This window comes from Alteraurantiacibacter aestuarii (assembly GCF_039523595.1).
Lineage (GTDB): Bacteria > Pseudomonadota > Alphaproteobacteria > Sphingomonadales > Sphingomonadaceae > Alteraurantiacibacter > Alteraurantiacibacter aestuarii.
This window is the reverse complement of sequence record NZ_BAAAFP010000002.1, coordinates 708,948-723,772: the sequence shown is the minus strand read 5'-3', so window position 1 is coordinate 723,772 and position 14,825 is coordinate 708,948. Positions and strand designations below refer to the sequence as shown.

The following is a 14,825-nucleotide window of genomic DNA, read 5'->3' as shown; positions in this document are numbered from 1 at the left end:
CGCAATTAAGTTTCATGAACAACGATATACGGTGGATAACATGCATGATGGCCTGTTACCCTTTGTTACAAGGTTGCAATTGGAGCAAGCACTGATCGGCGATAGGCGGGCAGCAGGGATCAAATAAGTGCCATTCGGGGGAATCTTGGGTTTTCAACCAGACATGAAAATGGGCGTGCTGAGCAGTACAGCCATGGCGATTGCACTGCTATCCAGCGGCTGCACCCATGCAGATGTTGCTCCGCCTGCGGCCAGTTTCGCAATTCCCGATCAGTGGGCGCAAAGCGATCCTGCCCCCATCTCCGTCGACATTACCGATTACTGGCTGCTGCTGGACGATCCGCTGCTGACCCAGCTGGTCGAAGCGTCCATCGCCAATAATCTGGACCTGGCGCAAAGCGCCGCACGGCTGGATCAGTCGCGCGCGCGTCTGGTGCAGGCCCGGTCCAGCTTCCTGCCTTCCGTTTCGGGCAGCGGACGGGTCAGCCGCGACCTGGGTGATCTGTCCACCAACCAGTTCGGCTTTTCGCTGGGCGCGGACGCATCGTGGGAACTGGACCTGTTCGGCCAGATCAGCGGCAATGTGAACGCGGCGGAGGCAGACCTGCTGTCCGCCGGATATTCGCTGGCAGACCTGCAGCGGCTGATCGTGGGCCAGGTGGCGATTTCCGCCATCAACGCCCGCTCGATCGCGCAGCAGCTGGAAATTGCCCGCAGCACGCTGGCCTATCAGGAAGACAACCTGCGGATCGCCCGCTGGCGCAATCAGGCGGGGCTGGTGTCCAGCCTGGATGTGGAACAGGCCCGCACCCAGCGCGCCCAGACCGCCGCCACCATTCCTTCGCTGGAAAGCAGCCTGACTTCCACCGCCAATGCCATTTCCACCCTGATCGGGGAGCCGCCGGGACGCGTGCTGACTGCTTTTCAGGCGGTCAAGCCCATTCCCCAGCCGGCGTTGCTGGCGGGCTTTGCGCCCCCCGCTGATGTGCTGCGCCGCCGCCCCGATGTGCGCGGCGCGGAAGCCAATCTGCTGGCCAGCACCGCGCGGATCGGCGTGGCCCGCGCGCAATTGCTGCCGCTGGTTCGGCTGGGCGGCAATATCGGCACCAATTCGCTGGGCATCAGCAACCTTTTCGATGTGCTGACATCCAGCGTGTTTGCCAGCGTCAGCCAGCTGATCTTCGATGGCGGCCGCACACAGGCGCAGATCGACAGTGCAGAGGCTGGCGCGCGCGGCGCATTGGCGGCATGGGAACAATCGATTCTGGGCGCGCTGGAAGATGTCGAAAGCGCCGCCGTTGACCAGCGCAGCGCCGACACCCGCGTCGGCATCATCAATGAAGCGCTGGATGCAGCCAGCAACTCGGCCATACTGGCGCGCAGCCAGTATCAGGCGGGATTGACCGATTTCCAGACCCTGCTTTCGGCAGAGAACCAATTACTTTCCGCCCGTAACCAGCTCGTCTCCGCTCAGGCTGACAGGGCCAGCGCCTTTGTGCGCCTGACCCAGGCGCTTGGCGGCGGATGGAGCGAGCAGGACTTCCCCTTACCTGCCAGTGACAGGACCGAGTGATGAACGACACGCAAGCGCAGGACATCGATGCCTTTCTGGGCGAAGACGCCACCAAACCATTCTACAAGCGGCGGATTGTCTGGATCCCGGCCCTGCTCATCGTTCTGGCGCTGATTGCCTATGCCATCTTTGGCCGCGGCGATCAGCCGGTCGACTATATCACCGAGGAGGTAGAGGCACGCTCGCTTGATCTGGTGGTCACCGCCACCGGCAATCTGCGCCCCACCAACCAGGTGGAAGTCGGCTCCGAAGTATCCGGCCGGATTGATGACGTGCTGGTTGACGTGAATGACATCGTATCGCGCGGTCAGGTGCTGGCGCGGATCAATACCGATGTGATCGACGATCAGATCCTGCAGAGCCGCGCAAACCTCAACGCCTCGCGCGCATCGGTTGAGCAGGCACGCGCCACGCTGGAAGTCGACACCGCCCAGCTGGAGCGTCTGCGCGAAGTCTATCGCCTGTCCGATGGCCGCGTGCCCTCGCAGGCAGAGATGCAATCGGCCGAAGGATCGGTGCGGCGTGACCGGGCCGCGCTCGCTTCGGCAGAAGCCAATGTGGCATCGGCGCAGGCATCGCTGTCCACCGCCCTGACCAACCGCGACCGCGCGGTGATCCGCTCCCCCGTTTCGGGCGTGGTGCTGGTGCGGCAGGTGGAACCGGGCCAGACCGTGGCTGCCAGTTTCAACACGCCCACGCTGTTCATCCTGGCCGAAGACCTCGCCATCATGCAGCTGCGCGTGGACATTGACGAGGCCGATGTTGGCCAGGTCGAGGCGAACCAGTCCGCCACCTTCACCGTCGATGCCTATCCGGGCCGCCAGTTCCCCGCTCAGGTGGAGCGGGTGGACCTCGCATCGGGCAATATCGCCACTACAGCTGAGACAACAAACAGCAATTCGGTGGTCGAATATGAAGCTCGCCTCACGGTGGACAACGCCAGCGGACTGCTGCGTCCGGGCATGACGGCAACCGCCAATATCGCCACGGAAAGCACCGCCAACCAGCTGGCCGTGCCCAATGGCGCGCTGCGTTTCGAGCCACCCAAGCAAGAGGAAGACGGGGGCGTCCAGCTGGGCGGCGGACCCGGCAATGACTTCGGGCTTGAACGCGAAGAGGTCACGGCCAGCATTGGCGCGGGCAGCCAGCAAAATGTCTATGTACTGGGCGATGATGGCAAGCCGCGCGCGATACTGGTCACCACCGGGCTGAGCGACGGACGCTATACCGTGGTCACGTCTGACGAGCTGGAAGCTGGCATGAAGGTGATCACGGCGATCAGGGCCTCTGATCAGTGAGCTCAGGCCCCATCATCGAACTGGAGGGGATAACCAAGACCTTTGGCACGGGCGCGGCTGCATTCCAGGCGCTCAAGGGCGTGAACATGAGCATCCAGCGCGGCGATTTTGTTGCCGTGATGGGGCCATCGGGCTCGGGCAAATCCACCACCATGAACATTCTGGGCTGCCTGGACGTGCCGACTACGGGCAAGTTCCGCTTCCTGGGCACGGAAGTGCAATCGCTCAACAAGGATCAGCGATCATTGTTGCGGCGCCGTTACCTCGGCTTCGTCTTCCAGGGCTTCAACCTGCTGGCGCGCACCACTGCGGTGGAGAATGTGGAGCTGCCGCTGGTCTATCGCGGGGCAAGCAAGTCCGAACGCCACGCCTCTGCCATGCGCGCGCTGGACCGTGTGGGACTGGCGCCTTGGGCACACCATACTCCGGCGGAACTTTCCGGCGGTCAGCAGCAGCGCGTGGCCATTGCCCGTGCGCTGGTGACCGATCCCGAAGTGCTGCTGGCCGATGAGCCGACGGGCAATCTGGATTCCGAACGCTCGATCGAGATCATGGAGTTTCTGGGTGAACTCAACCGCCAGGGCATCACCATATTGATGGTGACGCATGAGCCGGAAATGGCCGATTTTGCCAAGACCATCGTCCACTTCAAGGATGGGCTGGTGGAACGGGTGGAGAATGGCAACCGCGTCCGCCACGGCAAGCATGAAGGCGTGACCGCCTGATGTTCGGCACCACGCTCCTGCTCGCCATGCGCGAGATCCGCCGCCACCTGATGCGCAGCTTCCTGACCACGCTGGGCATCATCATTGGCGTCGCCGCCGTGATCACCATGGTCACGCTGGGTCGCGGCGTAACTGCCGATATCGAGGAACAGATCAGTTCGCTCGGCTCCAATCTCTACATCGTCTTCCCGGTTCAGGGCGAACGCGGCCAGTTCCGCGCCTTTGACGAGGACGACGTCACCGCCGTGCGCGAACAGATCGCCGGGGTGAAGGCCGTGGCAGGGCAGGTCGACCAGAACGTCACCGCCATCCACAACGGACAGGACTGGGAAACCAAGGTCGAAGGCGTCAGCAACGATTTCATGGATGCGCGCGGAATAGACATGGATGATGGCCGCCGGTTCACTCCGGCAGAGGAACAGGCCGGTTCCAACGTCTGCATCATCGGCCCGACGGTGCTGGAGGAGATTTTCATCCCCGGACAGAGTCCGGTGGGTGAGCGCATGCGCCTCAACAATGTCTCGTGTCAGGTGATCGGCGTATTTGCCACGCGCGGCTCAGTCGGCGGCGGCGGCGATGATGACAATTCGGTGTTCATGCCGCTCACCAATGTCCAGCGCCGCTTCACCGGCAACAACAACATCGGTTACATGGTGATATCCTATGACTCCGCCTATGATGGGGACACCATGACCAATTCGCTGATTGACCTGCTGCGGGAGCGGCGGGTGCTGCTGGCGGGTCAGGCCAATGACTTCGATATCGTCGATACGGCCGCCATCAATGAAACGGTTGCCAGCACGGTGGGCACGCTCACCATCATGGTGGCCGCCATTGCCGCCATCAGCCTGGTTGTGGGCGGTGTGGGCATCATGAACATCATGCTGGTTTCGGTGACGGAGCGCACCCGCGAGATCGGCATCCGCCTGGCCATTGGCGCACTGGCGCGCGAGGTGCGCATGCAGTTCCTGACAGAGGCAGTGGTACTGTGCTGCTTTGGCGGCCTGGTGGGTATATTACTCGGCTTCCTGCTGTCCTTCAGCCTGTCCAGCGCGCTGGGTTTCCCCTTCGTGTTCGACCCCTTCATCAACATACTCAGCTTTGTGATCTCGGCACTGATCGGGATCATGTTCGGCTATTTCCCGGCGCGCAGGGCCAGTATGCTCGACCCGATCGAAGCGCTGCGGCACGAATAGAATTCAAGAAACAGCGCAAGTATTGCTGCCAAAAAAGGAAAGGGCCACGCCTTTGCAAAAAGACGCGGCCCGCCGCCTGACTTTACCCCAAGCAAGGAATCAGGCGGTATCTACCATAACCAATTCGCTATCTTGCACCGCAACAATTTGCAAGGTCGCAAGGTCAGCAATTGCCACCCCATCGCGGGCATTGATCACTTCCCCTTCAATTTCGATCTGTCCGCTGGCGGGAACGAGGTAGGCCTTGCGTCCGCCCAGGTCATATTCGATCGTCTCGCCAGCCCTGACATTTGCGCCCAGTACGCGCGCATCGGCATGGATGCGCAGGGCATCGCCATCACCTTCGCGGCCGCTTGCCAGTACCACAAAGCGCCCTGCGCGATCATCCCGGGGGAACTGCCTAGTTCCCCAGCTTGGGGCGTGCCCCTTGCTGTCTGGCAGTATCCACAACTGGAAGCTGTGCGTTTCCTCGTCCTCAAGGTTGTATTCGGCATGGGTGATGCCGGTGCCGGCGCTCATCACCTGCACGTCGCCCGCTTCGGTACGGCCCTCATTGCCCAGCGAATCCTTGTGCGTGATCGCGCCCTTGCGCACGTAGGTGATGATTTCCATGTCGGAATGCGGATGCGGCGGAAAGCCGGACCTTGGGCCAATGATATCGTCATTCCACACCCGCAACCTGCCCCAGTGCATGCGGCGCTGGTCGAAATATTCGGCGAAGGAGAAATGGAAATTGGCATCGAGCCAACCGTGGTTGGCACCGCCAAGCGTTTCGAAACGGCGAATATCGATCATGCCAGTTCTCCATGCTGCGCCGGTAACGGCGGAAGGCTGTGACGTGCCTGTGCGGGACGCAAGGTCCAGCAGGCCCGACGGCGGTTTAAGGGGTGTTGGAAGCCAAATAGGAAGCTTTCCGGGACTGACAAGATAACCCTGTATCGACACGGTACTTCCACCTGCGTGATCAAGGTTCGACCCGCCTTGGTGGGCTGAACCGGGCCTGACTTGACTTGCCGGTGCTATTTGGCAGTCTGCGCGCTTCCTAACGGGGAGCTTGCGACGATGAGGGACCGGCGCGCACATCGTGAAATCGCTGATTCTCCGCCACAAAGCGAGGATGGCCGGATCGACAAGGCGCGAATCGCCCTCGCGCTGCTTGGCCTTGCCGGCGCGGTGGCGATCCTGGCCATGAACATGCAGGGCTGAACATGCAGGGCCGACCTTGCTGTCCTGACATGGCCATCCGGCCCTAACTGCTAAGCGCAAAGCCCTCATATCCGGCAGCGGCAATTTCATCGCACTTTGCCCGGTACGCGCCCACACCGCCGACATAGGGCATGAACACATCGCGCCCATCGCGGGTGCGGCCCTTGTACCAGCTGTCCGCACGCGGGAAGAGCGTGGTCTGCGCCACTTCGTCCACATGGCGCATCCATTCCTGCTCGGCATCGGCATCGGCTTCGATCACCCGCTTGCCGCTGGCGCGCATATCGCAAAGACAGCGCGCTACCCATTCCACATGCTGTTCGATGGAGACGACCACGTTGGACAGCACAGACGGGCTGCCCGGCCCGGTGATGGCAAACATGTTGGGAAAGCCGGACACGGTCAGGCCCAGGAAGGCGCGCGGCCCATTGGCCCATTCCTCGCCAATCTGCTGGCCGCCCCGGCCCCGGATGTCGATCGCCAGGACGGCGCCGACGCAGGCATCGAAGCCGGTGGCCAGCACGATGGCATCGGCGGCATAGCTGGCCTTGTCCGTGATCACCGCATGGGCGGTGATATCGACCACCTTTTCCTCGCGCACATCGACCAGTTCGACATTGTCCCTGTTGAGCGCATCGTAAAAGCCGATTTCGCTGCACAGCCGCCGCGATCCCAGCGGATAGTCCGGGGTCAGCTTGCGCGCATCATCGGGATCGCGCACCGCATCGGCAATCTTGCCGCGCGCGAATTTCGCCGCCAGTTCGTTCGATGTTTCATCAAACAACAGGTCCTCGAAAGCATTGAGAAGTCCGGTGGTGCCGGCATTCCAGGCCTGTTCCAGCCGTTCCTTCAGCGCGGCGGGTGCAAACGTCTTGGCGCTGCCGGGCATGGGCGGGGCGGCGAAGCCCAGCGGTGAATGGCGCGCCACGTCGCGCTTTTCGCGGTAGGTGGCCTTGGCCGCCTCCTGCTCGCCATCTTCGAGCGGTCGGTTATTGGCCGGAACGGCATAGCTGGGCGTGCGCTGGAATACGGTGAGATGGCCGACATATTCGCTCATCGCCGCCACCGCCTGAATGCCCGAGGAGCCGGTGCCGAAATGGCAGACGGTCTTGCCCTTCAGGTCCACGCTATCGTCCCACTTGGCCGTGTGCAGCACCTTGCCTTCGAACTTCTCCAGACCGGGCAGGTCGGGCATTTTCGGTTCGGAAAGCGCGCCGGTGGCCAGGATCAGGAACTGCACGTCAAAGCTGCCGCCGGTGTCCGTCTCCACCTGCCAGCGCGATGTTGCTTCGTCCCAGTGCGCGGCGGTGACGCGGGTGTCGAATGCGATGTCCCGCCGCAGATCGTAGCGGTCGGCAACATGATCGAGGTAGGAGAGGATTTCCCCCTGCGCGGCATAGCGCTCTGTCCATTCCCACTCCTGCTCCAGCTGCGGATCGAAGGAATAGGAATATTCGAGGCTGGGAATATCGCAGCGCGCGCCGGGATAGCGGTTCCAGAACCACGTCCCGCCCACGCCCGATCCGGCCTCCACCACCTGCGCCGAAAAGCCCTCCTGCCGCAATTTGTGCAGCATGTAGAGGCCCGAAAATCCCGCCCCTACGATCAGCGCATCCAGCTTCGCAGAATCAGGCATGGCTGGCTCCCGAAGTGTGGTTGCGCATGAAGGCACCTGCTGCGTCCAGCGCGGCGCGCCCTTCATCCAGCATGAAGGCGAAGCTTTGCCAGACATGCGGCATGTCCGGCCATATCTCCAACTGCACATGCGTGCCCGCCGCCCCGGCCCGGGACGCCACCATCACCGCATCATCGAGCAATATCTCCGCCGAACCGACCTGCACCAGCAGTGGCGGCAGGCCTGACAGATCGGCGTGGGCGGGTGATGCCAGCGGATCGCCGACGGGCGTTCCGGCAAGATACTGGCCTGCCGCGATATGCAGCCCCTTTTCGGTCAGCGCGGGATCGGCCTGAGCCTTGCTCTGCATGCTGCCTCCGCTGCAGGAAAGATCCGCCCACGGGGAAAGCAGATAGGCGGCCGCAGGCATTTCCAGCCCTTCTTCGCGCAGCTTCACCAGCAGCGACAACGCCAGACCGCCGCCCGCGGAATCGCCCGCGATCACGATCCTGTCCGCCTTCATCCCGCTGCTCAGCAGCGCGCGATAGGCCGTCAGCGCATCATCGATGGCGGCGGGAAAAGGGTGTTCGGGCGCCAGCCGGTAATCCAGCGCATAGGTGGGCAGGCCCGCTGCCTGACCGACATTGGCCGCCAGCCCGCGATACCCCTGCGCGCTGCCCGAAACAAAGGCCCCGCCATGCAGATAGAGTAGCGCACCAGCGCGCGCCGGGCCGGTCTTGCAGTGCAGTGCGGCCACGCCGCCCAGCTGCACGTCATTGAAGGAAAAGCCGGCGTCCACCGGCATGGTGGCCAGCAAGGCCTCGAATTCGTCACGCGCCCTGGACAGATCGCCGGAAAAATCCGGTCCGCCCGCTCGCATGCCTGCAATCAGTTCCTGCAAGGCTTCGCTCGCCATGCCTTATCCTCCCCATGTCGCGGGCCTTGCTGGCCCGTCTGGAGAGGATCATACGCGATTGAGCCTGTGTGGGAAGTCTGCCGCGATGGTGGCCGCGATGGTGTTTGTCAGACGGGCAACCCCACGTAGTTTTCCGCAATGCTGGTCTGCGCTGCCACGCTGGTGGCGATGTAGTCCAGCTCTGCCACCTGCATGGCGCGTTCAAAGGGGCCATCGTCGGGAAAACGGTGCATCAGCTTGGTCAGCGACCAGCTGAACCGTTCGCACTTCCACACCCGCGCCAGCGCCGTGTCCGAATAGGCCGCAATGGCATCGGCATCATTGGCCTTGAAGAAGCTGGTCAGCGCAGCGGCGGCATAATGCACGTCGCTGGCGGCAAGGTTCAGGCCCTTGGCGCCCGTTGGCGGCACGATATGCGCCGCATCGCCGCACAGCATCAGCGAACCATGCCGCATCGGCGCAAACACATAGGATCGCAGCGGGGCGATGCTTTTTTCCAGCGCCGGTCCGCGCGTCATATTGGCCGCCGCTTCGGGGCCAAGGCGGATCGCCAGCTCATCCCACAGCCGGTCATCGCTCCAGTTTTCCACCCGCTCCGTCAGCGGCACGTCGATGTAATAGCGGCTGCGCGTGGGGCTGCGCATGCTGGCCAGGGCAAAGCCGCGCTCATGATTGGCATAGATAAGTTCATGGTTGCACGGCGGCACATCGGCCAGGATGCCCAGCCAGCCAAAGGGATAGACCCGCTCATACTCCTGCCCGGCGGATGCGGGGATGGCCTGGCGGGTGGGGCCATAAAAGCCATCACAGCCCACAATGATGCGGCAATCGATACGCTGGGGCGTGTCGCCCTTGTTGTAGGTGACATAGGGCGCATCGCTTTCCACATCGTGCAGCGCGGTATCAGCGGCTTCATAGATCACCTGCAGATCGCGCGCTTCGGCGGCGTCCATCAGGTCCTGGGTCAGCTCAGTCTGGCCATAAACCACCACCTGCTGGCCGGTCAGGGCCTTGATATCGATGCGGATCAGCCGCTCGCCATCGGCCAGGTTGAAGCCATCGTGCGGCAGGCCCTCCGCCTTCAGCCGGGCGTCCAGCCCAAGCCGTTCCATCAACGATACGGTGATGTTTTCCAGCACGCCTGCGCGGATGCGGCTGAGCACATAGTCTGGCGTTCGCCGTTCCAGGATAACGCAGTCCACGCCCTCTGCCCGCAGCAAATGGCCCAGCAAAAGTCCCGCCGGACCCGCCCCGATGATGCAAACCTGTGTTTTCATGTCCTGCCTGATAGCTGCCTGTTCCAGATTGACTGACGATGTGTCCGCCCGCGGCGCCAATGTCCAGCCCGATGCAGGAGGAGCGCCGATCAACCGCCGCGATTGGAGCGGCGCGGCGAAGTCTGGTAATAATTCACGGTCAGCGTGCTGATTCGAACGGGGGAGACATCTGTGGCCAATAGAACAGCGATAATCCTGATTCACGGTATTGGTGAACAGATCCCGATGGAAACACTTTCCGGCTTTGTCGATACTGTGTGGAGCCGCGACATGTCGCTGATTACACCCAGCCGCGTCGATCCCAGAACTGGCAAGCCACGGCAGGAAAACGCCGCGTGGAGCAAACCTGATGAGCGCAATCGCAGTTTCGAACTGCGACTGATCACCACCGAATCGCGCGGATCGGGCCATTCGCAGCGGCGGTTCGACTTTTTCGAATATTACTGGGCGCATCAGGTTACCGGCACCAGCTTCGAGATGGTCAAGGACTGGCTGTTTGGCCTGATGTGGCGCAATCCGTTCACCAATGTGCCGCGCGGCCTGATCCCGGCGTGGCTGTTAATGTGGGTGATCACGCTGGGCTTCGTGGCGATATCGATCCTGGCCGGCATGGCAATCAGCGATACGCCCATCGACCCGCAAATGACCGGCATTGCGGCAATCGACTGGATATTCCGCCTCGCCGCCGGGGTGCAATCCTGGCCGGGGTGGATGACGGCATTCGTCTGGGCAGTCCTGAGCGGGATTGGCGCCTTCATCATCAAGGTCATGATCAGCCATGTCGGCGATGTGGCGCGCTATGTCCGCGCCCAGCCCCGCAACATCGCCATTCGCCAGGCAATCCGCGAGAATGGCGTGCGCCTGCTGGAAGAACTGATGGGTGTGGGAGAGGATGGATCGGCTGGCAAAAGCCGGTACGACAGGATCATCGTGGTTGGCCATTCGCTGGGCACCATCGTGGGCTACGATATCCTGACCCACGCCTTTGGCCGGCACAATGACCGGATCGATCCCGAAAAGCTGAAAGGCTTCCGCCAGCCCCGCCGCGCGCAGATGGAGGAGATGATCCGCAGCGCGCGGGCAGGTGGCAACTTCGATCTCGATGAATTCCGCAAATTGCAGGCGCTGTGCCGCCGCGAGCTCAACGCCTTGGGCAATCCGTGGATCGTCAGCGATTTCGTGACCATGGGATCACCCCTCACCCACGCCGAATTCCTGATGGAAAAAGACCGCGCGGCGGTTTCAAAGGCCAAGGACAAGCGCGTGCTGCCCGCCTGCCCGCCGGTGATGGAATATGACGGCACCACCAAGAAACTGCATTTCACCTATCGCACCGGCAAGGTGAAGGGCGAAGGTGTTACCCACGATCTGGAAGCCCCGCGCGTGCCGCACCACGCCGCGCTGTTCGCCTTCACCCGCTGGACCAATATCTTCTCTCCCCTGCGCGGCGTGGTGGGCGGCGATATCGTTTCCGGGCCTGTGGCGGATATATTCGGGCTGGACGCGGGCGAGACGGAAAAGCCCGTCAGCGGCATCAGGGATATTGCCGTGCTTCCTACCGCTGGCGGTACGCCGCAAGACCGCAAGAAGCGCTGGTTCACGCATTTGCTCTACTGGAACATGGACGCTGCGAAAACCGGGGATGCGGCACACGTCCCCGCCCATATCCAGGCGCTGAGGGATGCGCTGGCGCTGAAGGAGAACTGATCCGGGAACTGGCGGGGAACTGGCGGGGAACTGGCGCACCTCAGGCCAGCATCGCCTCAATCTCGCCCTGCAATTTGCGGCGGAAAGCGCGCGCCAGACCGGCGAAGGGATTTTCCGCGCTGCACGCCTGCTTCACCTCCAGCATATCCTCCACCACGGTCTGCATCAGTTCAGCGGCGAGTTGCTCATCTTCCATGGCGGAGACGCGGTTGAGCCGGTCGATGATCTTCTTGCGCTTGAGCCGCAGGCCATTGAGCACCGTCACCCGCGCCTCTGTCAGGAAGCGGCGGTTGAGGCCCAGAATCTCGATGGTCGCCTCCGCCCGCGGATCGCCGCCGCGCGGTTTGACGGTGGATATGGAGCGCTCGAACTCCCACTCGAACAGGTCTTCAGGATCGGTATCGCACGGATTGAGCAGCAGCGGATGTTCGCCCGCCATATCGGCCTGGAAATCCAGCACCCAGGCATTGTTTTCAACGGGAAAGCGGTTTTTCTTGCCGGTGGTCCTGAGCTTCTTTTCGCGCAGCTCGCGTTCGATATCGGCTTCGGACAGGCCGGCCTGGTGGATCAGCTGACGGCGAGACTGGTTGCAGTGCTGGCAGCTCAGCAGCAGGTTCTCCCACGCCATCGCCAGCCACCAGTAACCGGGATGCTCCACCCCCGCCTTGTCCGCATCGGTGATGCCCTTCTTGGGCCGGTAATGCTCCACATCGCCGTCAAAGCCGCCGCTCGTCAAAATCTCGCAATAGGCGCATTTTCCGTGATGCATGGCGATCAGCACGTCTTTCACCTGGGCGTGGGCATAGACCTCGAACTTCGGCGATTTGGGAAGCTTTCCCTCGGCCGCCAGATAATCGACGATTGCCTGCCGCTCCCTGGCGGCGGGACTTTCCGCATCGCCAAAGTCGAGCACGGCGGGGGTGGGTTCGCGTTCGATCCTGATCACTGCGCGCGCCCCTAATCCGACAGCAGCCCAGACAGGGCCTGCTTCATCATGCGCTTGCGATCACCGTCCCGTACCGGTGCGAGCGGCAGGGTATCGATCTCGGTCCCTTCGGATATCACCGACAGCGCCGCAGCATTGACCTGCTCCTCCATCGTGGTGCCAACCATCATGCGCTTGTCGATCTGCGCAACCAGTGTCTTGCGCTCATCCTCCTCGGCGGCGGTGCGGCCCACTTTCTTGGCGAGGAAATGATAGCGCTCCACCTTGGCGTCGGTTTCCGGATCGGTGGAGCCCAGGCCGAAGAATTCGGACGTGAGGATCTGTTCGGCGCGCATGCCCTGCACATTGGGCAACTCCTCCAGCGTCTCCACCCGGGCGTTGTCCTCATTGCGCTGGAGCACGAACACCTCACCCTGCTGCATGCCGCGCAGGCACAGCGGATCGTGCGTGGTGAGGATGAACTGCACCTTGGGAAAGGCCTCTCGCAACAGGCCGACGATCTGCATTTTCCAGCGCGGGTGGAGGTGCGTTTCGATCTCATCCACCAGCACCACGCCGTGGGCATCCTCCAGATTATCGTAATGGTGGAACAGCTCACGGATGATATCGACTGACAGGGCGACGATGGATTTGTAACCGACGGACATCTTGGAAAGCGGTGTGCTGCCCTGCGGCGTATCGATCAGGATACGCTCCCCGTCGCGCAAGATCTTGGCGTCATCATCCAGCATCAGCACCACTCGCAGCGCGCGCACGGCGGCATCGAATTTCTTCTCGTCATCCAGTTCCAGCAGCCACTGGATGGGATTGGGGATCACCATCATCGGATCGAACAGCGATCGCACCCGCCATGCTGGCGCGCGGTATCGGCGGGAGGTCCTCTTCACGAAGAACCGGCGCGGCCCATAGGCGAGCAATATCTTGGACGGGGCCAGGCTGCCGCCGAAATGGCACTGCTTGCCGCCGCCCTCCAGATAGGCGCCCTGCTCCTGCCCCAGGAAGGAGACGGACACCTGCAACGGGTCCGTGGCCAGCACATCCCAGTTATCGAAATCGGGCCGGTGCTGGAATTCGGACGGGGTGATCGTCTCATCGTCCAGCAGCTTGTCCAGCTCAGCCACTTCGCCCGTGCCCAGCAGCGCCATGGCAATCGCTTCCAGGACGGAGCTTTTGCCCGTGGCGTTCTCGCCCAGGATCAGCATGCACGGAACGCGGCGCAAATCCTGCGTCTGGCTGGGCAGTTCGAATTCGATCCCCGCCAGCGCCTTGAAATTGCTGATGGTGACCTTCTCCAGCGGCAGTTCCGCGGCGGGCAGGTCCTGCTTGCGGACGGTGCGCGAGGGCTTTCTGGGGCGCTTGGCCGGTGCGGGCGGCGGCGGAGCGGTTGAGCCTGTCTGCGCCTCATCTTCAAGGAACGGGCGGAGCAGGTCGTAACGTTCGGACCCCTCCAGCTTTTCCAGCAGCCCCAGCATCACCGGCAGGGTAGAGTTGCCCGGAAGCCATTCGTTCGCCTGCCGCATCAACGCCAGCGTCACCGCCCCGCGATGCGGCAGGATCAGCGAATTGTCGAAGCCGATGAGATAAGAAGCCCAGCCGTGTTCAGCGCCCGTGGGAATGGCTTCGACATGCTCCAGATCCTTGAGCAGGATCGATGCCATGAAGCGCATGGCCTGCTTGCGCGCGGAGACAAGGTCCGCGCGGTTGAGGCCCAGCATTTCAATCGTGGCTGCACCGCGCTTGCCCGCCGCAAAGGCCGTTCCACCGGGAAGGAATTGCAGCTCGTCCGCTATGCCATCGAAGGTAGGGTCCAGCAGCAGGGCATGCTCCATCCGCACCGGGTCCCCGACCATTGATGAGGTGAGCGATCTGCTGTTTTCACCATCGCCGCGCAATTCACGGATCGACGCCCGCAGCCGTCCCCGCTCGCCCATAACCCAGAAACGATTGCCCTTGTGGCGATTACAGGCAGCGCAAACGGGCAGCAGGTTCTCCCACTCATAGGCCAGCCACACATAATGCAGCTGGCTGGTCGCCCCGCTCTCATCGGCGGCCCCGCCCAGCGGGCGGTGATGACCCACGCCCAGGCCCGATGTGCTGGCGGGCGTTTCACAATAGGCGCATATCTCGCCGAAGCCCTCAAACACCGCGCCGGTGATATCGGGATGGTTCAGAAGATCGGTATCGATCCGCATGCGCCGCTGACTGATCATCTTCTGATCTTCCAGCCCGAGATAGCTCATGACCTCATCCAGCGCCGCCCGCACCCGAGTAGAATCGAGCATCTTGGGCCGTTCCATCTGACTGCGGTCGAAAAAGCGCATGGGTGATCCTGCCTCTGGCGTGAATTGCGGTCACCGTGCAGGTTA

At 62.5% G+C, this 14,825-nt stretch carries 12 protein-coding genes; 6 read left to right on the top strand and 6 right to left on the bottom strand.

Annotated features, from left to right (window positions below):
* Positions 1-193 precede the first annotated feature (193 nt).
* The 4 genes from ABDZ98_RS07005 to ABDZ98_RS06990 are packed head-to-tail and all read left to right on the top strand — an operon-like array spanning position 194 to position 4,792.
* A complete protein-coding gene (locus ABDZ98_RS07005) occupies positions 194-1,573 on the top strand; it encodes an efflux transporter outer membrane subunit (protein ID WP_237437399.1) in 1,380 nt (459 codons plus the stop codon).
* Positions 1,573-2,871 (top strand): efflux RND transporter periplasmic adaptor subunit, encoded by a 1,299-nt coding sequence (locus ABDZ98_RS07000; protein WP_160589966.1) that lies wholly within the window; start codon positions 1,573-1,575, stop codon positions 2,869-2,871. Before ABDZ98_RS07005 ends, ABDZ98_RS07000 begins: the two co-directional genes overlap by 1 nt.
* The gene (locus ABDZ98_RS06995; protein ID WP_160589967.1) at positions 2,868-3,596 is read left to right on the top strand and encodes an ATP-binding cassette domain-containing protein; all 729 of its coding nucleotides are present in this window, start codon (positions 2,868-2,870) and stop codon (positions 3,594-3,596) included. Before ABDZ98_RS07000 ends, ABDZ98_RS06995 begins: the two co-directional genes overlap by 4 nt.
* Positions 3,596-4,792 carry an ABC transporter permease gene (locus tag ABDZ98_RS06990; RefSeq protein WP_160589968.1) on the top strand — a complete coding sequence of 399 codons (1,197 nt, stop codon included), beginning with the start codon at positions 3,596-3,598 and terminating at the stop codon, positions 4,790-4,792. Before ABDZ98_RS06995 ends, ABDZ98_RS06990 begins: the two co-directional genes overlap by 1 nt.
* 99 nt (positions 4,793-4,891) lie before the next feature.
* Here ABDZ98_RS06990 and ABDZ98_RS06985 read toward each other — a convergent pair whose 3' ends face one another.
* Entirely contained in the window at positions 4,892-5,587 is a 696-nt protein-coding gene (locus tag ABDZ98_RS06985; protein WP_160589969.1) for a pirin family protein, read from the bottom strand.
* Between the two features lie 267 nt (positions 5,588-5,854).
* On the opposite strand from ABDZ98_RS06985, the gene ABDZ98_RS06980 reads away from it, so the two are divergent.
* The gene (locus ABDZ98_RS06980) at positions 5,855-5,998 is read left to right on the top strand and encodes a hypothetical protein (protein ID WP_160589970.1); all 144 of its coding nucleotides are present in this window, start codon (positions 5,855-5,857) and stop codon (positions 5,996-5,998) included.
* A 43-nt stretch (positions 5,999-6,041) separates the two neighbouring features.
* Here ABDZ98_RS06980 and ABDZ98_RS06975 read toward each other — a convergent pair whose 3' ends face one another.
* The 3 genes from ABDZ98_RS06975 to pobA all read right to left on the bottom strand — a co-directional run bounded on the left by ABDZ98_RS06975 (position 6,042) and on the right by pobA (position 9,806).
* Positions 6,042-7,634, bottom strand: a complete 1,593-nt coding sequence (locus ABDZ98_RS06975; protein ID WP_160589971.1) for a flavin-containing monooxygenase — start codon at positions 7,632-7,634, stop codon at positions 6,042-6,044.
* A complete protein-coding gene (locus tag ABDZ98_RS06970) occupies positions 7,627-8,529 on the bottom strand; it encodes an alpha/beta hydrolase (protein WP_160589972.1) in 903 nt (300 codons plus the stop codon). The genes ABDZ98_RS06975 and ABDZ98_RS06970 overlap by 8 nt, the downstream gene beginning before the upstream one ends.
* A 107-nt stretch (positions 8,530-8,636) precedes the next feature.
* Positions 8,637-9,806: a 4-hydroxybenzoate 3-monooxygenase gene (gene pobA, locus ABDZ98_RS06965; RefSeq protein WP_160589973.1), complete on the bottom strand. Its 1,170-nt coding sequence runs from the start codon at positions 9,804-9,806 to the stop codon at positions 8,637-8,639.
* A gap of 171 nt (positions 9,807-9,977) precedes the next feature.
* Between pobA and ABDZ98_RS06960 the strand changes: the two genes are divergently transcribed.
* Positions 9,978-11,513 (top strand): alpha/beta hydrolase family protein, encoded by a 1,536-nt coding sequence (locus ABDZ98_RS06960; RefSeq protein WP_160589974.1) that lies wholly within the window; start codon positions 9,978-9,980, stop codon positions 11,511-11,513.
* Positions 11,514-11,553: 40 nt separating this feature from the next.
* Here the strand turns inward: ABDZ98_RS06960 and ABDZ98_RS06955 are convergent, their stop codons facing one another.
* Positions 11,554-12,459 carry an HNH endonuclease family protein gene (locus ABDZ98_RS06955; RefSeq protein ID WP_160589975.1) on the bottom strand — a complete coding sequence of 302 codons (906 nt, stop codon included), beginning with the start codon at positions 12,457-12,459 and terminating at the stop codon, positions 11,554-11,556.
* A gap of 11 nt (positions 12,460-12,470) precedes the next feature.
* The gene (locus ABDZ98_RS06950) at positions 12,471-14,780 is read right to left on the bottom strand and encodes an AAA family ATPase (protein WP_160589976.1); all 2,310 of its coding nucleotides are present in this window, start codon (positions 14,778-14,780) and stop codon (positions 12,471-12,473) included.
* Positions 14,781-14,825 lie beyond the last annotated feature (45 nt).

Coding starts and splice junctions, on each gene's coding strand:
- ABDZ98_RS07005 (WP_237437399.1), top strand. CDS start 194: ATGGCGATTGCACTGCTATCCAGCGGCTGCACCCATGCAGATGTTGCT.
- ABDZ98_RS07000 (WP_160589966.1), top strand. CDS start 1,573: ATGAACGACACGCAAGCGCAGGACATCGATGCCTTTCTGGGCGAAGAC.
- ABDZ98_RS06990 (WP_160589968.1), top strand. CDS start 3,596: ATGTTCGGCACCACGCTCCTGCTCGCCATGCGCGAGATCCGCCGCCAC.
- ABDZ98_RS06985 (WP_160589969.1), bottom strand. CDS start 5,587: ATGATCGATATTCGCCGTTTCGAAACGCTTGGCGGTGCCAACCACGGT.
- ABDZ98_RS06980 (WP_160589970.1), top strand. CDS start 5,855: ATGAGGGACCGGCGCGCACATCGTGAAATCGCTGATTCTCCGCCACAA.
- ABDZ98_RS06975 (WP_160589971.1), bottom strand. CDS start 7,634: ATGCCTGATTCTGCGAAGCTGGATGCGCTGATCGTAGGGGCGGGATTT.
- ABDZ98_RS06970 (WP_160589972.1), bottom strand. CDS start 8,529: ATGGCGAGCGAAGCCTTGCAGGAACTGATTGCAGGCATGCGAGCGGGC.
- pobA (WP_160589973.1), bottom strand. CDS start 9,806: ATGAAAACACAGGTTTGCATCATCGGGGCGGGTCCGGCGGGACTTTTG.
- ABDZ98_RS06950 (WP_160589976.1), bottom strand. CDS start 14,780: ATGCGCTTTTTCGACCGCAGTCAGATGGAACGGCCCAAGATGCTCGAT.